This window comes from Lactobacillus rizhaonensis (assembly GCF_036246345.1).
Classification (GTDB): Bacteria; Bacillota; Bacilli; order Lactobacillales; family Lactobacillaceae; genus Lactobacillus; species Lactobacillus rizhaonensis.
Window position 1 is genome coordinate 25,418 of sequence record NZ_BTTV01000004.1, and the last position, 22,421, is coordinate 47,838.

At 36.4% G+C, this 22,421-nt stretch carries 21 protein-coding genes; 6 read left to right on the forward strand and 15 right to left on the reverse strand.

Features of this window, described 5'->3' with window-relative positions; all coding sequences use genetic code 11:
* The first annotated feature begins 339 nt into the window (after positions 1–339).
* Positions 340–1,620 (forward strand): GTPase HflX, encoded by a 1,281-nt coding sequence (hflX, locus tag AAA915_RS06030; RefSeq protein ID WP_338200306.1) that lies wholly within the window; start codon positions 340–342, stop codon positions 1,618–1,620.
* An 82-nt stretch (positions 1,621–1,702) separates the two neighbouring features.
* Here the strand turns inward: hflX and AAA915_RS06035 are convergent, their stop codons facing one another.
* The 4 genes from AAA915_RS06035 to AAA915_RS06050 all read right to left on the reverse strand — a co-directional run bounded on the left by AAA915_RS06035 (position 1,703) and on the right by AAA915_RS06050 (position 4,928).
* Positions 1,703–2,629 carry a C40 family peptidase gene (locus AAA915_RS06035; protein WP_420915111.1) on the reverse strand — a complete coding sequence of 309 codons (927 nt, stop codon included), beginning with the start codon at positions 2,627–2,629 and terminating at the stop codon, positions 1,703–1,705.
* A gap of 150 nt (positions 2,630–2,779) precedes the next feature.
* Positions 2,780–3,499, reverse strand: a complete 720-nt coding sequence (locus AAA915_RS06040) for a C40 family peptidase (RefSeq protein ID WP_174795602.1) — start codon at positions 3,497–3,499, stop codon at positions 2,780–2,782.
* 210 nt (positions 3,500–3,709) lie between these two features.
* Complete coding sequence (locus AAA915_RS06045) at positions 3,710–4,201, reverse strand: C40 family peptidase (protein WP_110446557.1); 492 nt, start codon at positions 4,199–4,201, stop codon at positions 3,710–3,712.
* 181 nt (positions 4,202–4,382) lie between these two features.
* On the reverse strand, positions 4,383–4,928 hold the full coding sequence (locus AAA915_RS06050) for a guanylate kinase (protein WP_338200312.1): 546 nt from the start codon (positions 4,926–4,928) through the stop codon (positions 4,383–4,385).
* A 94-nt stretch (positions 4,929–5,022) separates the two neighbouring features.
* Here AAA915_RS06050 and AAA915_RS06055 point away from each other — a divergent pair, with 94 nt between their 5' ends.
* A complete protein-coding gene (locus AAA915_RS06055) occupies positions 5,023–5,337 on the forward strand; it encodes a DUF2187 domain-containing protein (RefSeq protein WP_338200314.1) in 315 nt (104 codons plus the stop codon).
* Positions 5,338–5,445: 108 nt separating this feature from the next.
* Positions 5,446–6,969: an O-antigen ligase family protein gene (locus AAA915_RS06060; protein WP_338200316.1), complete on the forward strand. Its 1,524-nt coding sequence runs from the start codon at positions 5,446–5,448 to the stop codon at positions 6,967–6,969.
* 155 nt (positions 6,970–7,124) lie between these two features.
* Here AAA915_RS06060 and lacG read toward each other — a convergent pair whose 3' ends face one another.
* The 6 genes from lacG to AAA915_RS06090 all read right to left on the reverse strand — a co-directional run bounded on the left by lacG (position 7,125) and on the right by AAA915_RS06090 (position 12,994).
* The gene (lacG, locus tag AAA915_RS06065) at positions 7,125–8,549 is read right to left on the reverse strand and encodes a 6-phospho-beta-galactosidase (protein ID WP_338200318.1); all 1,425 of its coding nucleotides are present in this window, start codon (positions 8,547–8,549) and stop codon (positions 7,125–7,127) included.
* An 11-nt stretch (positions 8,550–8,560) separates the two neighbouring features.
* On the reverse strand, positions 8,561–10,306 hold the full coding sequence (locus tag AAA915_RS06070) for a PTS lactose transporter subunit IIBC (protein ID WP_338200320.1): 1,746 nt from the start codon (positions 10,304–10,306) through the stop codon (positions 8,561–8,563).
* 19 nt (positions 10,307–10,325) lie between these two features.
* Entirely contained in the window at positions 10,326–10,679 is a 354-nt protein-coding gene (locus AAA915_RS06075; protein WP_122026486.1) for a PTS lactose/cellobiose transporter subunit IIA, read from the reverse strand.
* The gene (locus AAA915_RS06080; protein WP_338200324.1) at positions 10,669–11,547 is read right to left on the reverse strand and encodes a PRD domain-containing protein; all 879 of its coding nucleotides are present in this window, start codon (positions 11,545–11,547) and stop codon (positions 10,669–10,671) included. The genes AAA915_RS06075 and AAA915_RS06080 overlap by 11 nt, the downstream gene beginning before the upstream one ends.
* A 179-nt stretch (positions 11,548–11,726) precedes the next feature.
* Positions 11,727–12,347 carry an LVIS_2131 family protein gene (locus tag AAA915_RS06085; protein ID WP_338200326.1) on the reverse strand — a complete coding sequence of 207 codons (621 nt, stop codon included), beginning with the start codon at positions 12,345–12,347 and terminating at the stop codon, positions 11,727–11,729.
* Positions 12,348–12,448: 101 nt separating this feature from the next.
* Complete coding sequence (locus AAA915_RS06090) at positions 12,449–12,994, reverse strand: hypothetical protein (RefSeq protein WP_338200328.1); 546 nt, start codon at positions 12,992–12,994, stop codon at positions 12,449–12,451.
* Positions 12,995–13,351: 357 nt separating this feature from the next.
* Between AAA915_RS06090 and AAA915_RS06095 the strand changes: the two genes are divergently transcribed.
* Together AAA915_RS06095 and AAA915_RS06100 are read left to right on the forward strand one after the other, a co-directional pair.
* Positions 13,352–14,929: a multicopper oxidase family protein gene (locus tag AAA915_RS06095; protein ID WP_338200330.1), complete on the forward strand. Its 1,578-nt coding sequence runs from the start codon at positions 13,352–13,354 to the stop codon at positions 14,927–14,929.
* Positions 14,930–15,028: 99 nt separating this feature from the next.
* Complete coding sequence (locus tag AAA915_RS06100) at positions 15,029–15,739, forward strand: C39 family peptidase (RefSeq protein ID WP_294601783.1); 711 nt, start codon at positions 15,029–15,031, stop codon at positions 15,737–15,739.
* Positions 15,740–15,914: 175 nt separating this feature from the next.
* Here the strand turns inward: AAA915_RS06100 and AAA915_RS06105 are convergent, their stop codons facing one another.
* The 5 genes from AAA915_RS06105 to AAA915_RS06125 all read right to left on the reverse strand — a co-directional run bounded on the left by AAA915_RS06105 (position 15,915) and on the right by AAA915_RS06125 (position 20,410).
* Positions 15,915–16,391 carry a threonine/serine exporter family protein gene (locus AAA915_RS06105; RefSeq protein ID WP_338200333.1) on the reverse strand — a complete coding sequence of 159 codons (477 nt, stop codon included), beginning with the start codon at positions 16,389–16,391 and terminating at the stop codon, positions 15,915–15,917.
* Positions 16,392–16,394: 3 nt separating this feature from the next.
* Entirely contained in the window at positions 16,395–17,171 is a 777-nt protein-coding gene (locus tag AAA915_RS06110; RefSeq protein ID WP_294601787.1) for a threonine/serine exporter family protein, read from the reverse strand.
* Positions 17,172–17,179: 8 nt separating this feature from the next.
* Positions 17,180–18,727, reverse strand: a complete 1,548-nt coding sequence (locus AAA915_RS06115; RefSeq protein WP_338200335.1) for an ABC-F family ATP-binding cassette domain-containing protein — start codon at positions 18,725–18,727, stop codon at positions 17,180–17,182.
* A 115-nt stretch (positions 18,728–18,842) separates the two neighbouring features.
* Positions 18,843–19,202, reverse strand: coding sequence for a hypothetical protein (locus tag AAA915_RS06120; RefSeq protein ID WP_338200337.1), 360 nt, complete (start codon positions 19,200–19,202; stop codon positions 18,843–18,845).
* Positions 19,203–19,228: 26 nt separating this feature from the next.
* Complete coding sequence (locus AAA915_RS06125; protein ID WP_338200339.1) at positions 19,229–20,410, reverse strand: LCP family protein; 1,182 nt, start codon at positions 20,408–20,410, stop codon at positions 19,229–19,231.
* Positions 20,411–20,559: 149 nt separating this feature from the next.
* On the opposite strand from AAA915_RS06125, the gene pepF reads away from it, so the two are divergent.
* A complete protein-coding gene (gene pepF / locus AAA915_RS06130) occupies positions 20,560–22,365 on the forward strand; it encodes an oligoendopeptidase F (RefSeq protein ID WP_338200341.1) in 1,806 nt (601 codons plus the stop codon).
* Positions 22,366–22,421: the final 56 nt, after the last annotated feature.

Sequence of the window (22,421 nt, forward strand, 5' to 3'; positions counted from 1 at the left end):
ACAAATATCTCCGTTTCAAAATTAGTTAGGTACCTTAATAGATTGAATTATACTCCTTTTTTTCGCTCTGCCAAGTAATAAAAACTACTAGCAATAATTTTTGCAAAACTTATTAGATAAAAAGAGCCGGCGCTAAGATAAATGAATTGATTCAGTTATCCTAAAAAGCTTTATTTTGCCATCAAAATTGGCGGACAATTAATCTTCTTTTTGGTAAAGAGACATAGATGTATTAAAATTAAACTAATAGCAAAACAAAAGAGGTATGAATCATGAGGATTAAAAAATATTAATTAATAAGATCACTATTAATAACTTCATATATAGAAAGAGAATTAAATGATTGAAAATACTCCCCATAAAACAAAAGCATTTATTGCAGGAGTTAATTTAAATGACCCTAATTTTGATTATTACATGAATGAACTTGTCAATCTTGCAGAAGCCGCAAACATGCAGGTTGTGGGACAGGCGCGACAAAATGAGGAACACATAATAGCTGGTACTTATTTTGGCCTGGGAAAAATAAATGAAATTAAAGATATGGCACGAGGCCTAAAAGCAAAAGTATTAGTACTTAATGATGAGCTAACACCTGTACAAATTCGTAATTTAGAAAAACTGACCAAGCTGCGGGTAGTTGATCGTACTGAATTAATCTTAGAAATATTTTCAAGCCGTGCACGGACTAAGCAAGCAAAATTACAAGTGCAGCTGGCACAATTACAATATGAATTACCGCGCCTGCATCCTTCAGAAAATTCCTTGGATCAACAACGCGGTAATGGCGGTTCCACCGGTGGTGGTTTTGCCAACCGTGGGGCTGGTGAAACGAAACTGGAATTGAATCGGCGCACAATTGGTAAACAAATTTCTGTTATAAAAAGGGAACTACAAACTATTAGTAAACAAGAAGAAATTAAAGCCAAAAGACGCAATCAAAATCATATTCCTAAAGTAGCACTAGTCGGCTACACTAATGCCGGCAAATCAACTACTATGAATGGATTGTTAACAGAATTCTCCAAACACAGTGCCAAACAAGTTTTTGTCAAAAACATGTTGTTTGCTACGTTGGATACAAATGTTCGTCGTATCGACTTAGATAATAATTTTAGCTTTATCCTTTCAGATACAGTTGGTTTTATTTCTAAATTGCCCCATAACCTGATTGAATCTTTTAAAGCTACACTGCAAGAAGTAAAAGATGCCGATTTATTAATTAACGTCGTTGATGCTTCTGATCCCAATATGATTCAGATGATCCGCACCACACAAAATGTTCTTGATGAAATTGGCGTCAAAAACAGGCCGATGATTACTGCCTATAACAAGGCTGACAAGTCAGAGCGTAATTATCCGCAAATTGAAGGTAATGGTATTCTATATTCTGCAATCGATGCTAAATCTATCGCAACCCTTGCTGATTTGATAACTAAGCATATTTTTAGCAGTTATAAAAAAATCAATTTGCTTTTACCCCTATCTGCCGGAAAAATTTTGTCTTACTTGCATGAAAATGCTCAAGTATTAAAAGAAAACTATCAAAATGATGGTATTCATGTTGTTGCACGTCTTTCCCCCCAAGAACAAGCGCGCTTTGCTAATTATATTAACTAGAAAAAAAGATCCTCACACATTTATTATTGTGAGAATCTTTTTCATTTACTCAAAGTATCTTAACCTCAAAACTACCATTTTATTATTGAATAACGCGCTTTGCTACACAAGGATAAAAATATGAACTGATTGTCTGCAATACTACCCCCTGTTCAGGCGTTGCAGCACAAACATACTGATTATTACCAACATAAATCCCCACATGATAAGGTGCATTTTCTGATCCCCAAAATAAGAGATCGCCTGGCTGCAGCTGGTCCATCGTTACAGTTACTCCAACCTTTACTTGGTCAGTCGTTACGCGAGGCAATTGCACGCCACCGACTTGATTATAAACATACTGAACCAGTCCCGAGCAGTCATAATTATCTGGACCATTCCCGCCCCAGGCATAACCTTTGCCAATTTGACTTTCTGCTAAGTTCACCACGTCTTGTGCACGTTTAGAAACATTATCAGCAGAAACTTTATTACTTAAACGTGTTATTGGGGTTACATTAGCCGCACTCTTTGTTTGGATCGCATTATTAAGTTTAGGTACAACTGTCTTTTGCTCCTGCGCCTTTGGCTTAGCTGTCTTCTGCTTATCCGGTTCAACTGCTATTTTTTTAATTTTGTTTTTAGCCTTTTTGTTCTTCTTTTTGGTTACAGCTCTCTTAACTTGTTCGTGCACAGTTTGGGTATTAGAATCCTGCGTTAAATCTTGCGTGTAACGTGCTTCAATCCATTCACTGTCGCCAATCATGTACCATAATTTACCTTTGCGATCAACAGCCGTTTTGGCAACATTCCATTTACTTTTATTTTTTGCACGAAAACTGATCAGTTGTCCGCCATTATAATTTGTCCATATTTTCACACTCTTATTTGGCAGACAATTGATTTGTATTCTTTTTATAGGTGTCTTAAACGTAGCAGCATCTACAGTTTTTTGTGGTGAAGCAGCACCAATTCCGGTTAATGTCAATGCTGCAGCAAGACTTATTTTCCAAAAATTACGCTTCATCAAATCATTTCTCCTTTGGTAGCATAATGTGACCAAAAACTAGTATTTAACTTCATTTTAAACGCTTCAGATTTTTAATCAAGTTACACCAATCAAATGGTACTAAAAAAACACTTAGAAGATTTTCTAAGTGCTTTAATTTTTAGTATATTCCTATTCAAGAACACGTTTTGCAACTGAGGGATAGAAGTATGAGCTTAAACTATCCTTAACAACACCTTGTGAAGGAGAAGCAGCATGAACATATTGATTATTGCCAACATAAATACCAACATGATATGGAGCACTTGCTGATCCCCAAAACAGAAGATCGCCAGGCTTTAAGTCTTGTATCGAAACCTGTTTACCTTGTTTAACTTGTGAATAAGTACTACGACTCAGGTTCACGCCAGTAGCTTCACTAAATACATACTGAGCCAAACCTGAGCAGTCAAATCCTTGAGGTCCATTGCCACCCCAGGCATATGCTTTGCCCACTTCTGCATTAGCCAAATCCACAACTTTTTCGGCTTGCTTAACAGATTTTTTGGGTTTTACAGACTTTATTTTAACACCAGGTTTGACGGTGTAACGCGCTTGAATCCATTGACCTTCACCAATTTGATACCAGGTTCTACCTTTCTTATCAACGGCACTGCTTAAAACATTAACCGTTTTACCGTGTTTTATCCGTTGGCCGGTAAAAGTAGGATTTTCATAGTTATCCCAAATATTGATGCCATAACCGGGAACATAATTGATTTTTACTTTACTAGTGGCAGCTTTAACATTAGCAGTTGTCAAATTATTATTGGCTAAACTGGCAACACCTATACCAGTAATTGTTAGCGCCGCAGCAGTAGTAAATTTAACTAAGTTACTTTTAATCTTCAAAATCAAAATCCCCCCGTATTCGCATCAAACTATTTATATTAATAAGCTCTACTTCTATATTACAAAATCAATTTTACACGCTTACTATTACAAAAAGGTTACAGAAATAATACCGGTACGTAAAAAAGCCCTTTCACAAATTTAGCAGTAAAAGGACGCTTAAATTAATTTTATTGTTTAGCAAATTTGGGGAAAATTAGAAAAGAGTTCTTAATCTAAAATACGTTTAGCAGCGGAAGGATAAAAATAAGCACTAATTGACTGCTTTAAAACACCCTGGCTTGGCGTAGCAGCATGTACAAACTGGTTATCACCCACATAGATACCGACATGGTTTGGGGCAGCTGAAGATCCCCAGAAAAGTAAATCACCTTTCTTTAATTTTTTTAGTGAAACCTTTTTACCTTGTAAAACTTGTGAATATGTAGTTCTTGGTAAAATTTTATTTCCAGCTGTCTTGTAGACATATTGTACTAAACCGGAACAGTCAAAAGAATAAGGACCCGCAGCGCCATATACATAGCCTTTGCCAACTTGCTTTTTAGCTAAATTAGCTACAGCTGTACGCTTCTTGGTTACACTACTAGCACTAACATCATCGGCAGTAGCAGCACTAACTACCGTTACGCTAGCTGCACCAGTGAAAAAGAGGGCAATAACAATTATTAACTTAATTAATCCTTTCGAGTGTCCGTGTTTCAAAATTAAACTCTTTTCTAAATATATTTATTAATTTTAGCAAGCAGAGTTAAAACTACTTATCTATTTCTTCCGACATTTTCTATCTTACTCATTTAATGTTACACATTCGTGTCAAACGAGCTACAAAATGTTAAGAATTTTAATTTGAAACCATTTTTACAAAAGTAATTGCCCAGACAAGTTACTTACTCAGTTCTTTAACAATATCGTTCAGTTCACGTTTAGTCTGATTCCAATCATCATTAACTAAGATATGCGCGTATTTTTGCAGAGAAAGCGGCAGGACATTTAGTTCATTGCCAGTTAACCGTTCTTTAATCTTATTTGGATTATCTCCGCGCTTTATTAAACGTTCAGCCAGCATCTTTTTAGAACTGGCAGTAACGTATAAAAAATAGACCTGTTTTTTTAACTCTGCTAGGTAAGATTGCGCTCCCTTAATGTCGACAATCAAAGATACTAGATCATGATCCAGCCAAGCCTGATCTAGAGCTTCTTTACTTGAACCATACTGGTAGGAACCGTATTTGACATGTTCAAAAAAATGCAATTTTTTAAAACTGGCAGCACTTTCAAAATGATATGATTCCTTTGAGCTTTCTCCCGGCCTCATTGGCCGGGTTGTGTGGGTCAATACCCTGGGAATGGCGAATGTATTTGCCAAGTATTCTGAAATAGTAGTTTTACCAGCACCACTGGGGCCGGCAATTAAAATTAATTTTTGCAAAATCCGAGCTTCCTTTACTTGAAAACTATTCGCTTTTATAATAATATCTTTCTATTATAATGAAACATGGCTAAGAGAGGAAGTAAAACTTATTATGAAAAAAGCTGACGTCAAAGCAGATGACATTCTCAGTGCCAAGTCTGAAGAAGAATTGACTAAACCATTTGTGGGCAAAGTAGAAAAAATTTATGAAAACTCTGTTCTGTTAAAAATAATCGATTATGATAAAGCTGATAAAACTGCAGTTAGTGACCTCAATCAAAAAATAGTTGTCAACTTTAAGAACTTAAAAAGCGTTTCTAAAAAGAAAATGAAGGAAATTCAGGCTTTAGCAAAAAGTGACGTTAAAGTAGAAAAGATTAAAAAATCTGCCAAAGAAAAAACAACTACTGACACAAGTAAAGAATAATAACTATTTTTTAATTAAGAAACAGTGATTAATGTTCACTGCTCTTTTTTTTTGCCTAATTTTTGCCTAAAATTAAACCATGAAAATATTTATGATATGGAGAAAAAAGTGAAAGAAAAAGCAAGAACCATTTTATTTTGGTTCATTCTAATACAACCGTTTCTAGATTTATATTGGTTCTATCATGGCACTCTGGCTAATATTTTACCATTTACACTGCCCACAATTATCCGTATTTTTGCAGTGGCGACTCTGGTTTGCCTTTACTTTAGCTCGAAAAATTCTTGGCAAAAACTATCACAGGAAAAATTGTTGCTAATTTATATTATTCTGTTAGTCATCTATTCAGCATTACATTTAATGCATGTGCAACATTTTACCAGCGTGAGTCCGAACAATTATGGTTATTCTCCTAGTGGAGAAATCTTCTATTTAATTAGAATGATATTGCCCTTAACCGTGCTATATTTGACTGATGAATTAGATTTTGGGCCCAAGCAATTGCAAATGGTGATTGAAGGCATTTCAGGGCTTTTTTCTGGCACTATTGTACTTTCCAACCTTTTCGTTATTTCCCTGAAATCATACGAAACAGGAACTATCAGTGCCAACATTTTTGAATGGTTCTTTAATCCCAATATTGGTTATTCCCATATGGCGTCCAAAGGTTTCTTCAATTTTACCAACATGATTTCGGCCATCCTCTTTATGTTGTTGCCGCTTATGCTCTACTACCTTTTCACTTCATTTAACTGGCATACCATTTTATTAAATGTGGTGCAGGCTCTGGCAATGATTGAGATCGGCACCAAAGTTGCTGCTATCGGTCTGATTGGTGGAATAATAATTGGCCTCATCCTGTTTGGCATACATAAATATCTGATTAAAGATGTGAAAAAGGGTGGTAAGGCGTTTTTAGTTGCTGTCTTAATAGAAGCAGGATCCCTAGTGATATTGCCTTTCGGCCCTGCAATTCAGCGTTATAATTATGAAATTTATCTGGCTAAACAGTCTGACCATGATTTATCGGACGAAAAAAGGGAATTAGCCGCTGGTTTACAAAAATATCCTAATGGCGAAAAAAGAAAAGAGTTTTTGCGTTACTTCATTAAGAAAAATTATCAAGAATATGCGCTTAATCCCAAATTTGTATTTAAAAGCTATCCTTACCAATATGACCCTGAATTTTGGCTCAACATTATGAATGAACCGGGTCAGTCGCGAATGGAAAACCGTCATATTGAAAAGGCTATGCTTAATCAAGTAGTCAAAACCAATAACAACAAACTAGACAAGCTTTTTGGTATTTCTTACATCCGAGAAAATAATATTTTTAATTTAGAACGGGACTTTACTGCCCAAATATATTCCTTAGGCTGGCTGGGAATGCTCTTGTATGTTGGACCATATTTGGCAGTGTTAATTTATGGTGCTTACAGGTGGCTCAGGTATAAAGCAGCACGGACTTATTTAGTCAGTTCCTTAATCGTTGCCAGTGGTTTCATCCTACTTGCTGCTTTCTCTTCCGGTAATGTGGTGGACTTTTTGACAGCCAGCTTTATCCTCGCCTTTATTGAAGGAAATCTATTAGTTCAAGTTCGTAAAAAGGAAACAATAGAGATTGCCAATTAATGTAAAATGTAACTTTATCATAGTTTCAATTTTAGACAAGGGACTAACTGCCACAATCAGACTTGTTCCCCTTATTTTTTAAAAATTTACTGACCATTAGAAAACCCCGAAATTTATCCAATTTCGGGGTTTAAACTAAGTTAGTTGCTTAAATTTTATTCTTTATTCATTGTATCTGCTAATTCTTTAAACCATAAAGCACTCCTTTTAACATAACGCTTCTGAGTTTTGAAATCTACATAAAATAGACCATAACGTTTGTTGTAGCCATTTGCCCAGGAAAATTGATCTTGCAAAGACCATACAAAGTAGCCTTGGACATTCACTCCTTCACTGCGAGCTTTTAAAAGGGCAGCGACATGTTGATCAATGAAATCAATTCTTGGAGTATCATCAATAATCTTATCTGGGCTGACAAATTTATCCTTATAACCTAAACCATTTTCAGTCACATAAATTGTCTTGCAGTTAGGATAATCATGACTGATACGTTTTAATGTGTCATAGAGACCCTGTGGGAAAATATTCCAGTCCCAATCAGTTGTCGGTACCCCTGGCTTTTTGACAGTTTCTCCTACTCCCTTAAACTTAAAGGAAGAAGTACCCTTGTCACCAGTACCGTTAAAGTGGTTTTCACTTTCGCCATGATACGCTTTAATAAACTGATTTTGATAATAATTTAAACCAAAAATATCATTTTGTGATGCAGCTTTAGCGAGAATATCCAAGTCACCGTCTTGAATATCCAAATGAGCATCATTTAACTGCAATATTTCATTAATTGATGCCATGGTATCGTCTGAGTAATAGCCTAAGAACGTCCCGTCAAGCAAAAACTTATTCAAAAACGCATCTTGCAATTTAGCTGCATGCTTATCTTCAGTGCTAGTTGATATTGGATATACTGGTTGAATAACATGAATTAGACCAATTCTACCTGGTAAACCCATCTCTTTATATAAATTAACCACTCTGGCGTGTGCCACTAACTCGTTATGTTCAGCCTGAATTGCACTAGTAACGTCAAAATGATGGTTTGGTGGAAAAGTACCGGCAATGTACTGTGAATATGCTAAAGAAATTAGTTCATTAATTGTAAACCAGTTTTTTACTTCTTTAAATTCATTAAAGCAAAACTTGGCATAGTCCACAAAGTAATCAATATTCTTACGGTTTAACCAGTCACCATTATCAAATAAAGTTTTAGGACTATCGAAATGATGTAGGCTAACGTAAGGTTCAATGCCATTATCAAGACATTCTTTGAACAATTTATGATAATATTCCACACCTTTTTGGTTTACTTGACCGTAACCCTTAGGAAAGATTCTGGTCCAAGCAATTGAAACGCGCACAGCATTTAAACCATATTTTTTGGCAAGCCCAATATCTTCTGGATACCGGTTGTAAAAGTCACTAGCAGGATCTGGTGAAAATCTGCCCTGCTTTTCAAGGTAATCATCCCACATCGTTTTGCCTTTACCATCAACTTGAGTGCTACCTTCAACTTGATAAGCGGCAGTGGCACCACCCCACACGAAATCGTGAGGTAATTTTTGTACTCTATTTAGTAAAGTCATTTTATTCTCCTTTATTCAGAAATGTTAGCAATTATCAGGTCCAGACACTTGTCAGCATGTTGTGTCATATCTATATATTGCTTACCAGTAGTCGTAATCATCTTTGCGTTATTCTTATCACATTCCTTTTTCAGTTCATCTTTCATCGCATTCATTTGCGGTGCCAAAATAACGATGTCCATTCCTGAAAGCAAATCGTGGTGAGCACCAAATGAAGTAGCAGCCACTGCTAAAGGTAAATTGTTTTCAGCAGCTAACTTGTTTAAGGCTTTGGCTAAAATACCACTGGTACCACCACCAGCACAAAGTACGAGAACATTCAGACTTTTACCATCTTTTGTTTTAGCTAGTGGAATTTTGCTTTCACTTACAGTTTTATTAGTATTATTTTCAGAAACAGAAGCTGCTGGTTCAGTACTGGTATTAGTAGCAGTTGCATTAGTAGATTCGCTTGTGTCATTATTTACTTTTGCAGCTTCTTCAGTACATTTTTGCATGTCATATGCTTTAAAGAATGGGTAGTACATTACAACATCAACTACTAGAAGCAATATTGCCAAGATAATTGACCCAATCGAAAAACCGGTACCCATTATCAAGCCGAGTGTTCCTGGTGTAGTCCAAGGAAGATTATAAATAAAGCCAGGCATGTGGAAGACATCAACAAATATTTTAAAAAGCCAGACATTGGCAATTGGTGTCAAAATGAAAGGAATAAAGAAGACTGGGTTCAAAATTAATGGTGCACCAAATAAAATTGGCTCATTAACCCCAAATAAAACTGGAATTGATGCAGCACGACCTACTGCTTTTAATTCCTTTGATTTAGACATGAAAGCAAACATTAATGTAATTACTAAAGTAGCGCCAGTACCACCTAAAGTAGCAACAAAGTACTGTGTACCTTGAGCCAAAATTCTGTTGGCACCTGCAATGTTACCAGCTTTCCAAGCAGACAAGTTTAATTCAACATTGCTTAAATAGATAGCAGTAACTGCTGGTTCAACAATAGATGGTCCCTGAATTCCGATAAACCAGAAGAAAGCCATCGCACCATAAACTATTGCCAGACCAAAATAACCGTCTGCTGCGGTAAACAACGGAGATAAAACTTGAATAATCCAAGCAGCTAAATTTGTCCCGGTCGCAGCTCTAAAAGCTAATGAAAAGATCCAGAAGAAAAACGTACTAATTGCAAAAGGAATAATGTTTTTAAAGGCTCCCGCAATATTTTGGGGTACAGCATCTGGCAATTTAATTGTAATATTATGTTTAAAACATTGGTAGTACACATTGGGAACTATAAATGCTACCAGAAAGGCACAAATTAGTCCTTTGGTACCAATCATTGCAACTGCAAAATACAGGTTGTTCATTTTATCAGTTAAAGTATCAACAGCTACCAAGACAAAAGAAACCTGTGCAGTAAACTGCACACCTACAGTTGGAATCTGATCCGTTTTCGGTAAATCCAAATTAAACGAATCAGTTAAGGCCTTAGCAACCGATGAAGAAGCCATTAATGCTAAAACTCCCATGGACATGTTGTAAAACATGTTTAATGCATTAGCCACTTTGGTTGGCCAGGCAAAGTGCCAAATCAAAGGCACGTTAGCTATCAGTAAAAATATACTGGAAAAGATAATTATCGGCATTAAAGCAATAAAGCCATCTCTGACCGCGCGCAGATATTTATTAGCGGCGACTTTTTGAAAGAATGGCTGTGCTTTTTCAATTTGCTTAATTACAGCATTCATTTTTAAACTCCTTTTTCATTTACTTATTTTTTAGTTCATCCAATTCCTTCAAAGCGGAATTATACTTTTCATACAAATCTATAAAGTATTTAGCTTCATCCCTTAACAACATCGTAGTCATTAAAGTATCCTGCCCGTGTGACATGATAAATGTGGTTTCCATTTCTTCACCACTAGCTTCTTTACTCATTAGTTTTGTTTGTGCATTATGAGCATCGTTTAAAGAGCTGTCTGCACTTTTAACCAGCTCTCTGGCCTTGTCATAATTGCCTTTTTTAGCTTCATCAAGTGCTGTGATTAACGCAGTCTTCGCATCGCCAGCATAAGCGACTATTTCAAAACCTGCCATTGAAATTTCTTCTTTAGTTGCCATCTTTTTTCTCCTTTTCTTTTGGTCCTAAAATTTGATGAATGTGAATGATAAAATAAACTCTTTCTGCGTCTGACGGATGAAAATTAAATTCAACATTAAGAGCCTGAAAAATTTCTTGAGTTATTTTGTAAGATCGCGGATATGCTTTGATCATGTCACATTCAATCTTTTTATCGATAGATTCATTTTTTTCTGGCGGACGCCAGAGCCTTTTGGCCAGATATTGCAAATGAATTAGAAATCGTCTAAAGCTGTCCCGATTTTTGCCATTTTGATAAATGTTATTGTTATCCAGGACATTAAGAACGACATTAATTAATTTAGACGTGTTAAAAATATATTTCGATTTACCCTCGTGCTTGGCAATACCCGTAGGAATCTTGCTGTTGATAAAATGAAGCGCTATACTTTTGACCTCTGAAGGTGGGAATTCAACGCCTAATTTATCGTTAATAATTCCAAGAGCTTCGTCTGCAATTTGATATTCTTTTGGATATTTTTCACTTAAATCCGGAATTTCATTTTCCCGATATTTTCCTGCTAACAGTAATTTGTAGGCGCCATTGACATGTTCACTTAAGGTGAGATAAATCGAATCATAAACCTGAAAATGATAATTGATTCGCGCATTTTCAATAACCGCAAAAACTGCTGAAATAATATCTGCAGGAATATTATGGAAAAGGTAATTAAACGACTCTTTATCCTTCTTATTGTCTAAATAAAATATTTTCTGAATTTTTTTAGTATCAACTAGTCTATTTTTGCCCTGTTCAAACCCCACTCCCTTACCGAAAACAATAGCTTCCTGTCCTTTCCCAACATCAACTAAAATGCTGTTATTATTAAAAATTTTTTTAAGGCGCATAACATCTTCCTTTTTTGCAGAAAAAAAGAGACTACTAGCAATAGCCGATGAACAATAAAAATTCATCAGTTATACTAGTAGTCTCGCCTAATTTGATAGTAACAATCTACTTAAATTTTCAATACAGATAAAGCATATCACACTTTTAAAATTATGCAAACGCTTTATTTAATTTCTTTTTATTTCTCCTTGATAAACGATGAATCCGGAATCCTGATTAAGTAATAGCGGGTAGCATTATGCCCTGCATGCATGCCGATACCATTTTGCCAGACTTTTTTATAATTAGCGGTGTAAATGGCAACATAAGCTCGTTGATATTTGCGGTCCATTGTCTGCAGTTGCTTTTTGTCGTACGGAATTTTGGCCGCATTAAGATCCAGGGGACTTTTACCGTAAGCCACGGTAGCAAAATCACTGGACACCTTAATCTTTTTACCCGGTCTGTAATAAGTGAAAGTCTGGGTACTAATTCTTTTCTTCTTCGAATCAATTGTAACGTAACTGGAATTGCCCTCTCCCGGGTTCATAACAATCGGTTCATAAGTAATATGAGAAGTAATCTTGGTCGTATCGTCAAGGTCCGGGTTATCCAGCATAGTTTTACCAAATAGCCAGACAATCCCAACTAAAAGAGCAGCTACTTCTATGATATCTATTAAAAAATTAGGCCAGCTAAATTGCCGGTGCTTCTTAATAATCATTGTGATGCGGCGCTTACGAATGTTTTGCACAACAAAAACGAAATAAAGAATAACTACTACCCATAACAATACTCCAAGTAGATTCCAGCTAATCATAATGGACCTCCTGCATCTTCTTCCATTATATGGTAAAAAACACCTTTTGAATAGTTACGTTCAAATTTGAATTAATTTTCACCTACTAAGTCTCAGATATTTTATTTCTTAGTCTTTGTTTCTTTTTGTGACTTTTTTGTTTTAGGCTTTTTAACAGTGGTCTTCTTTTTAGCAGAAGCAGCAGGTTTTTGGTATTCACGTACTTGTTTTATTTTTTCCTGCATAGCATCTGTTAATTTGGCAATAACTTCGGCTTCATTTTGTTCAATTTCTGCTTCTGTCGCGATTTGATCAATTCGAAATCCTGATGCATTCAAATATTCCGACTGCGTTTCAAAATATACTGCGACCGGATATTCATTACCTTCTTCGAAAAAATTGGCATTCTTTTTATAATTACTATATGGCAAGTTGATCATATTGGTCTCTAATGCAAAAGTTATAGGTCTTTGACCGCTAATTTCAAGAGCAATATGACTCAGTGAATTATGCTTAAGGGCAGCTTTAGTTTCCTTAACTAATTTAGCTGCTTGCTCACGTAATTTGGTTTTGGACTTGCTAATATCAGCGTATTTAGTAGTTTCTAAGTCTTCAATATAATCTTGCTTTTCTATTTTAGTAGTGAAATCTGTTAAGCTTATTTTCAAGTTAAAAATCCTTATCTAATTTATCAATTTTTATCATCTTTTATACGATACTCAAATTTTTGTTCAAAAACAATTTATTTTATTTCTTTTAAAAATAATTTTTAAAAAACATTTTTTCTGCTCAGGGTTATTTTATAATATTTTTGAAATTATTTAGTTTAAAGAAAACGAAAGCTACGCACTATTTTTGTAAATATTAAATAACGCTTTAGCCCTTAAAATTTTGCAAAAGCGCTTTTATAAAAATTTATCAAAAAAACATAGACTTATCTACTTTACAAGCGTTTTCACATAGAGTAAATTTAACATGTAACTAAAAATTTTTCACTAAATTTTTTAACTGAAAGGTAGACGAATATGTCAGATAAAGTTTACACAGATTATTTCTATAATTCTGAAGATTTTGATAAAAACCACCAAATGGGATACAAAGATCTTCATATTCCTGAAGGCGTTGAAGCTCAGCCTTTGATTGTTCCTCCAGTATTAGAGCCTGATAAACAAGAAAATAACGATGTTTGGTATACAATCGATTCTCAAGAAGGCGACTTCCAATTTTTGCCAGGGAAAAAGACTCACACATGGGGCTACAACTTCCCAGTTCTTGGTAAGACTATGGTTTTAACCAGAGGTCAACACGTTCACGTAACTTTGAAGAACAGCTTACCAGAATTGACTACTTACCACTGGCACGGTATGGAACTTTCAGGTCCTGGTAACGATGGTGCTTGTCACTCACCAGTATACCCAGGTGAAGAAAAGCAAATTGACTTCATAGTTAAACAACCAGCAGCTTTAACTTGGCTTCATGCTCACCCATGTCCATCAACTGCCATGCAAGTTTGGATGGGACTAGCTATGGGCGTTGTTATTACTGATGCCAACGAAGCTAAGTTGCCAATTCCTAAGACATACGGCAAGGATGAGTTCCCAATTATTTTGCAAGACCGTATTTTCCACGAAGACAACCAATTTGACTACAAGGCAGACTACAACGCAATGGGCATCTTTGGCGACACTCCAATCATCAATGGTGTTGTTCGTCCATACGTTGATGTCACTACTCAAAAAGTACGTTTGCTCTTCTTAGGTGGTTCTAACCGTCGTGAATGGCGCCTGCACTTTAGCGATGACTTGGTAATGACCCAAATCGCCGGTGACGACTCATTCTTGGAGCACCCAGTTAAATTGACTAAAGTCTTAATTGGACCAGGTGAACGTCAACAAGTAGTTGTTGATTTCAGCAATTATAAAGAAGGGGATGTTGTCAATCTTTACACTGACGACTTCAAGCTGGTTGAATTCAGAATTCACAGTTATGAAAAAGATGACAGCGTAATTCCTGATACTTTATTTAAACCATATGATCCAGTTGTTAACCCTAACTCACCAGTTCCTCATGTTACTATGGATAACCACAACATGATCAACGGTAAGTTGTTCTCAATGGAAAGAATTGATATGAAGCAGGAATTGATGAATGCTGAATATTGGGATGTAACTAACACTAACGATAAAGTTAACGGTATGTTGCACCCATTCCACACTCACGGTGCTCACTTCCTTGTTGTATCACGTAACGGTAAAGAACCATATCCAAACGAAAGAGGAGTTTACAAGGACACTATCGAAGTAGCACCTCAAGAAACAGTTCGCATAAAGGTTTACTTCCAAAACACTGGTGTCTTCATGTACCACTGCCACATTATCGAGCACGAAGATGCCGGTATGATGGCGCAAATTCAAATTGTTGATCCAAAAGACCCAGACAAGAAATTTCATTTGATGGACATGGAAACTCTGACTAAAGCTTTTGCTGAAGAAAGAGGCGTTCCAGAAGATGAAGTCTTCTGCCCAGGTATGGACGTTGAAGGTATGGCAGTTAAAGGTGAAGACCACAGTCTTGACGCTCTGTCAGGCGCAACTCACCACTAATTATTACTTTCACTAAAGAATTAGTTAATTTTACAAAAATCGTTCATTAATTTGAACGATTTTTTGCTTTTAAGAAACAATCTATGTTTAAATAGCTTTATGAAAAAGAAAAGATTTTCCATTAAAGCTATTTTATTTATATTCCTAGGTCTCGTTCTCTTAGGTGCAGTTTTTGGTGCCCTTAATTCTAATAGTTTTAAAGATCGCTATGACTGGGTTACCCTGAAATCTTCTCAAAAACTGGATGTTCCACTAGAAAACCAGTACCCAGAACTACCAAATGGTTGCGAAGTAACTTCCTTATCAATGCTGTTACAGTATTATGGTATTAAGGTAAATAAGCTAAACCTATCCGAAAATATTAAGCATGTATCTTCTTACACGGATGATGGCAAATATCGAGGCAATCCCCATGTAGGCTTTGTCGGTTATATGAGCCAGGCAAATGCTGGCTGGTGCGTTTATAATGAGCCTTTAGAACAAATAGGACTAAAATATACTAATCGGATTAAAAATTTTACTAATCATGATTTTATTCAAGTAATGAAATTAGTTTCTGATGGTCATCCTGTGCTAATCATAACTACCACAAACTTTAATCATGTTAGCGATATGCAAACATGGCAAACAGCTCAAGGTGAAGTTCATGTAACACCATCTTCTCATGCTTGTGTTATTACTGGCTTTGACAAAAAGGCTCATGTTGTTTATGTTAATGATCCTTTTGGCCATAAAAATAAAAAAATTCCGTGGCAAAACTTGGAGAAAAGTTATAATCAGCAAGGAAAACAAGCATTATATCTAGAATAGAAAAAAGAGCAGATTCAATTAAGAATCTGCTCTTTTTCAAATCGAGGCTCGTTATTAATAACAAGTGACTACTTCTGTTCACATCAGGTTGGTCAACCACCAGCACTTCCCGTGCCTGCCACTTAAGGCGGGTGTCCTCACACAAATACGCATCTCGCGTTTTTGTCGACTCGCATTAATTATTATACTTATTCGAATGACGTTTGTAAAATTTTTTTATCCTGAAAAAGATTTCCACACACATACTTGATAAAAGCATCCCGAGAGCAATTGACCCTGTTACTATTATTACTCTTAAAACCGCATCATTAGCTCCACTCAGGTTGCCCGAGGTTAATTCTCGCACTGCCTGATAAGCAGGAACCCCGGGTACTAGAGGCACAATTGCCGGAATATAAAAAACTGTAGCCGGACATTTTTTTATCCTGGCAAAAATTATTCCTAATATACCGATGGCAAATGAACCAAGCAAGTTTGAGAGCAGCCGTCCCATTGATGCTCTCATTGCCAGCCAATATATGATCCAGCTAATAATACCGCTCACACCAGCTAAATTAAGCACTCGACGCGGAACATTAATTGTTAGGGCAAAGCCAACAGAAGCTAAATAAGCAAAGGCAACGTTAATTACTATTTCTAACCAAAAAGGCATTTTTTAAGCTCCTAAAAACTTTAACACAATACCAACTCCACCGCCTAACGCAAAGGCTGTGAGCAAGGCTTCACAAATTTTCGCCATTCCTGAAAGAATATCGCCCTTAAACAAATCCCGCAGAGCGTTAGTCAAAGCCAAACCAGGTACTAACGGCATCAACGCACCGGTGAGAATGTTATCAATAATCATCTTAGGAAAAAGATTAACTAATCCAGCTGCTACAATAGTCATAACCAGGGCAGCAACCAGTTCAGCCAAAAACTTGACGTTGGTAAAACGTTTAAAATAATAAAAAGAGAGAAATCCGATTGCTCCAACGAAAGCTGCGGCCGGAAAATCAACCCAATCATAATTATTCATAAACATTACCATCAGCGTGGCACTTAAAACCGCAGCACCAATAGTTTGCAACCATAAGGGAAATGTGGGAAAACCACCGTGGGCAATTTTATCTACTTCCCGTTTAACTTCTTGCAAAGTGATTTTTTTATCCGCAAAAGCTCGCGATAATGAGTTAATCCGGTCAACCAACTCAAGATTAATATTGCGTTCATGTACTAAAATACTCTGACAATAATTGCCGTGGTCGAGACTCATAAAAACGCCTGTTGGTACCACAAAGACTCGCGGATCGGGTTCCCCGGCACTTTTAGCAATCCGCAGCATTGTATCTTCAACCCGATACATTTCACTGCCCCCTTCTATCATTAGCTCACCGGCAGTTAAACAGGTATCAAGTAAATCCTGGTAAAACAGTTCACTTTGTTCAGCACTCATTTTTCACCTCAAAGTTTATTCATCGTTTCAATATCAATAGTTTTATTAACCCAGTTACCTTGGAAAAAGTCTCGTTCGTGACTAACGATAATGACTCCGCCAGGAAACTTAACGATAGCTTGCCTAAGTGCATCTTTAGCATCGCGATCCAAATGATTGGTAGGTTCATCTAAAAACAATAAATTAGCAGGTTCAAACAACATTTTAGCCAGTTTAACTTTTTCTTGCTCACCACCCGATAATTTTTTCAAAGGACTCATTGCCTGCTGAGCGGTAACACCTAATTTTGCCAGAGCGCCTCTTAATTCTTTAGGCTTAATCTGTTCAAAATTTTCCTGCAGATATTGCAGAGGGGTCATATTATTATTAGGCCAGGTCAACTCCTGCTTAAAGTAAGCAATCTTGGCAGTTTCTGATAATTTATAGGTGCCGAAAATGGGTTCTAATTGCCCCAGCAACGTTTTTAATAACGTGGTTTTACCAATCCCATTAAAGCCAGTAATAGCAACTTTTTCATTATTTCCAACTGAAAAATTAAAAGCTTCTTTTACCAGCGCCTGGTCATAGCCGATAACCAAATCCTGTGTTTGTAGAAGTAAATTGGCTGCTGTTGCTACATAAGGAAATGCAAAATGCGGTTTTTGATTGCTTTTGGGTGGATTCAGCACTTCCATCTTTGCCAACTGGCGCGCCCGTGATTTGGCAATTTTCGACCGGGTTCCAGCCTTATTTTTACGTATATATGCTTCCGTTTTAGCAATTTTGCGTTGCTGGTTAGTATAAGCCTTCATGTAAGTTTCCCGATTAGCTTCTTTTTGCCTCATTGCCTGCTTTAATGTACCGGTATAACGCGTGATTGTGCCCAGATCAATATCAATAATGCAGTTGGCAATTCTGTTTAAAAAGTCATAATCATGACTAACAACAATAAAAGCACCCTCAAAATCATTCAAATAATCAACCAGCCAGTCAATATGAACAACATCTAAGTAGTTGGTTGGCTCATCTAACAGTAAAACAGCCGGAGTTTGCAGCAGCAATTTAGCTAAAATGATTTTTGATCTTTGACCGCCTGACAATTGGCTCACATCATGATCATACCCTAACTCAGCCAGGCCTAAACCAGAAGCAACACGTTCAATTTCTGTATCAATATTATAAAAGTTGTTTTCCTCTAAGTAAGTTTGCAGCTTACCCGCTTTTGCGAGTAGAGAATCAGCTCCTTCAGTTGCATATTGCTCATAAAGTGAGTTTAATTCTTGTTCTTTTTGATAAAGGGGAGTAAAAGCCGTGCGCAAAAACTGCCGAATTGTCACGCCTTGCTGCAATTTAGCATACTGATCGAGATAACCAACTGCTACCTTATTTTGCCATTTAATTTGACCTTCATCAGGCAGTATTTCACCAGTTAAAATTTTAATCAAAGTGGATTTGCCAACCCCATTTTGGCCAGTGACTCCCATATGGTCTTCTTTATTAAGAACAAAACTCGCATTTTCATACAAAGTTTTATCCTCAAAGCCTTGTCCTAAATTTTTAACTGTTAATAAACTCATTATGCATCTCCCTAGATAGTAAGATAAGTAGTACTGGAAAAAGTAAAGCAGTTGATTTGTCTATCAGTTTAATTTGTAAACGCATGCAATAAAAAAGTGGGCAATTTGCCCACTTTTACATTCTTTCTTGTTCATATTTCTGCAAGGCATCCAATATTTTTGGCCAATAGCGCTTAGGCAAAATTAATTGCAACTTGTTATTATATATTGGAAAATCACTTGCTTTCATTCCCGTAATTTCGGCTAAATCCTCATCGGATAAGTGATATTTACTTGCGATCCGCTTTATTTCAACGGAAGCATGACCCCGAAACCATGAAAGAGCAAAGAAAAATAAGGCAAATATGCTAGCCACTAAAACAGCAACCGGTAAAGACCAGTGCAATGTGCGTAAGCAGATGAAAATTACGGCAAGAAAAGCAATAAAAGCTGATATCACACCATAAACAACTAGAAATACAGATTGCTTACGCATATTTTATCCTCCTTTGCTGAGAACACTTATTGACCAGAATTAGTCCCACTTGAAATAGTTCCACTAGAACTGCTATTTGATTCATCAGTTACTACTGAACGGTAAATCTGATAGTTAGTAAACGGGCTTGGATCCTGCCATTTAATGTTATTGTTCTGCTCATTTAGCCTATTGAGCTTCGTTTCATCATTATCCAATATTTTTTTATCCAAGTCAAGATTGGTACGGATCTTGTCAGAAGCCTTCTGTAGTTCTTTGGTAGATGCTACCTGAATAGAAGAACCGTTAATCCAAGCATCATGTCCTTGAATATAACCGCTTGAAATATTTTGGGAGCAACCACGATATGTCAAAGCTAATGCTAACATATCATTAAAGGTAAGATTGGTTTTAACATACTTCGAAAAAATCTTAACCAGTTTGCGGTAATTAGTTATTGAATCGACAGAGATAGCCTTGTGGACAACTGCGGTAATTACTTGTCTTTGGCGCATTTGTCTGCCATAATCGCCTCGAGGATCATCATGGCGCATTCTAACATAAGCTACAGCATGACGTCCGTTTAGGTGTTGCTTTCCTTTATGGAAATCACACCAGTCATACGAAAACTTAAACGGTACTTTGACATCAACCCCGCCAACAGCATCAACTAAGCTTTTTAACGCCTTCATGTTAACTTCTACATAATAGTGAATAGGAACACCGATTAAAGCAGAAACAGTTTTCATGGAAGCAGAACTGCCGCCAATTCCATAAGCTGAATTAACCCGAAACATATTGTACTTGTTTCCCGGATCACCTAAAATATTGGCAAGGGTATCACGAGGAATAGAAGTCATTGTTGCTTTATTCTTAGCCGGGTTAGCGGTAGCCAAAATCAAAGTATCCGAGTTGCCCTTATCATGTCTGCCTTCAAGTCCTTGATCAACTCCAAGAATCAAAACTGAGATTGGTTGTCTGTTGGCAATACGAGCAGAGGTGGCATAATTGCCACTATCACCATCAATTGCGCTGTGCAAAGCAAAATACATGTGAGCTGCCCAAGCCAGACCCAGGCAAACAAACAAAACAGCCACAATACCACAAATCCGTGCGAAAACGCTGCCCTTGAATGCTTTAGCTGGTTCCGCTAAAGCAAGATTACGATGAAGATTTAGAGAAGAATGTTCTTTATGGTAATCTTCTCTGCGTTTTGAATTTGGATTCATTCCTCTATTTAATCCCTTTCGTATTTTTCCATCTATTATTTTTAACACTTTCAAACTTGAATTAAAATAATATCAATTATAATTAATAATATCTTATTTTTTATTCTTTAGTATAATTTAATTATATATATCAAAAAAGGAGATTTTAAATGTCAATTCCTAAACGAAGTGAAGTTCCCGCAAATCTAAAATGGGATCTAACTAGAATATTTAAATCAGATACTGACTGGGAAGACGAATATACACGTCTTAAAAAAGAAATACCAGTTTTAAGCACCTTGAAAGAAAATTTTGTTACATCAGGTACATCATTATATAATGGAATAACTAAAATTTTAGCACTTAGCAGAAGGCTGGAAAAAGTTTACTCTTATGCTACTTTAGCTAGTGATGTTGACACTGGAAACGCACACTATTTAGGTTATGTTGCTCAAGTACAAGGATTAGCCAGTCAATTTGAAGCAGCCACCGCTTTTATGAACCCTGCAATTTTAAGTGTTTCTACCGCAAAATTAGCAGCATTTAAGCAAGAAGAACCAAGATTGGTCAACTATAATCATTTACTTGATCAGATTACCAGAATGCGGCCTTATACTCTATCCGCCAAAGAAGAAAAACTGATTGCAGATGCTGGAGATGCATTGTCTGCTTCTGATAACACTTATAATGTTTTGACCAACTCGGACATGGAGTATGGCTATACTCAAAATGATAACGGAGAAATGGTGCAGCTTTCTGACGGCTTGTATTCTTTATTGATTCAATCTCAAAAGCGTGAAGTAAGAAAAGATGCATTTGATTCAATGTACGCCACATACGGTCAGTTTGAAAATTCTCTGGCTGCTACCCTGTCTGGTGCTGTAAAAGAACATAATTACAATGCCCGTGTTCATCATTATCAATCAGCACGCGAATGTGCAATGAATGAAAATGGTGTACCAACAGTTGTTTACGATACTTTAATTAGCGAAGTAGACCAGCATTTAAACCTTCTTCATGACTATGTAGCTTTACGCAAACAAATTTTAGGCTTGAACGATTTACAAATGTGGGATATGTATGTTCCTTTAACTGGCAAACCGGCTTTGTCTTACACATTTGATGAAGCCAAAAAAGAGGCTAAAAAAGCTTTACAGCCATTAGGTGAAGATTATTTAAAGCAAGTTGATTATATTTTTAATAATCAGGTAATCGATGTAGTTGAATCACAAAACAAGGCTACCGGTGCATATTCTGGCGGCTGCTATGATACGGATGCATATGAACTACTTAACTGGGAAGACAATGTTGATTCATTGTACACATTGGTTCATGAAACAGGTCATTCCGTTCACAGTATGTATACAAGACAAAACCAGCCATATGTTTATGGCGATTATCCTATCTTTGTTGCTGAAATAGCTTCCACAACTAACGAGAATATTCTAACAGAATACTTTTTAGCACATATCACTGACCCTAAAACCCGCGCTTTTGTTTTAAATTATTATTTAGACTCTTTCAAAGGAACTTTATTTAGACAAACGCAGTTTGCAGAGTTTGAACAGCGCATTCATGAACTGGATGCTGAGGGTGAACCTTTAACAGCCGATCGTTTAGACGATATGTACGGTAAATTAAATGAGCACTATTATGGTGATGCAGTCGAGCCAGGAGGAGAAATTGCTAAAGAATGGGCCAGAATTCCTCATTTTTATTATAATTTCTACGTTTACCAGTATGCTACAGGATTTGCTGCTGCCACTGCTCTGGCCAATAATGTCGTGCATGGTACTGCTGAGCAAAGAAAAGCCTACATCAGCTTTTTGAAAGCAGGTTCCAGTGACTATCCGGTTGAAATCATGAAAAAAGCAGGAGTTGATATGACTAAGCCTGATTATTTGGAAGAAGCCTTCACCACTTTTGCCAATCGTCTAGCTGAATTTAAGAAAATTGTCCAAAATAATTTTAAATAACACTTGCAAGTTTTGCTTACAAATAATATAACTGATATGTAAATTATAATTTCTTA

What these genes read in the sequence shown, in the direction of transcription:
- lacG (WP_338200318.1), bottom strand. Translation starts at nt 8,549, where the DNA reads ATGACTTTACTAAATAGAGTACAAAAATTACCTCACGATTTCGTGTGG.
- AAA915_RS06055 (WP_338200314.1), top strand. Translation starts at nt 5,023, where the DNA reads ATGAAAAAAGCTGACGTCAAAGCAGATGACATTCTCAGTGCCAAGTCT.
- hflX (WP_338200306.1), top strand. Translation starts at nt 340, where the DNA reads ATGATTGAAAATACTCCCCATAAAACAAAAGCATTTATTGCAGGAGTT.
- pepF (WP_338200341.1), top strand. Translation starts at nt 20,560, where the DNA reads ATGTCAATTCCTAAACGAAGTGAAGTTCCCGCAAATCTAAAATGGGAT.
- AAA915_RS06115 (WP_338200335.1), bottom strand. Translation starts at nt 18,727, where the DNA reads ATGAGTTTATTAACAGTTAAAAATTTAGGACAAGGCTTTGAGGATAAA.
- AAA915_RS06080 (WP_338200324.1), bottom strand. Translation starts at nt 11,547, where the DNA reads ATGCGCCTTAAAAAAATTTTTAATAATAACAGCATTTTAGTTGATGTT.
- AAA915_RS06125 (WP_338200339.1), bottom strand. Translation starts at nt 20,410, where the DNA reads ATGAATCCAAATTCAAAACGCAGAGAAGATTACCATAAAGAACATTCT.
- AAA915_RS06105 (WP_338200333.1), bottom strand. Translation starts at nt 16,391, where the DNA reads ATGCCTTTTTGGTTAGAAATAGTAATTAACGTTGCCTTTGCTTATTTA.
- AAA915_RS06095 (WP_338200330.1), top strand. Translation starts at nt 13,352, where the DNA reads ATGTCAGATAAAGTTTACACAGATTATTTCTATAATTCTGAAGATTTT.
- AAA915_RS06085 (WP_338200326.1), bottom strand. Translation starts at nt 12,347, where the DNA reads ATGATTAGCTGGAATCTACTTGGAGTATTGTTATGGGTAGTAGTTATT.
- AAA915_RS06075 (WP_122026486.1), bottom strand. Translation starts at nt 10,679, where the DNA reads ATGGCAACTAAAGAAGAAATTTCAATGGCAGGTTTTGAAATAGTCGCT.
- AAA915_RS06110 (WP_294601787.1), bottom strand. Translation starts at nt 17,171, where the DNA reads ATGAGTGCTGAACAAAGTGAACTGTTTTACCAGGATTTACTTGATACC.
- AAA915_RS06070 (WP_338200320.1), bottom strand. Translation starts at nt 10,306, where the DNA reads ATGAATGCTGTAATTAAGCAAATTGAAAAAGCACAGCCATTCTTTCAA.
- AAA915_RS06120 (WP_338200337.1), bottom strand. Translation starts at nt 19,202, where the DNA reads ATGCGTAAGCAATCTGTATTTCTAGTTGTTTATGGTGTGATATCAGCT.
- AAA915_RS06100 (WP_294601783.1), top strand. Translation starts at nt 15,029, where the DNA reads ATGAAAAAGAAAAGATTTTCCATTAAAGCTATTTTATTTATATTCCTA.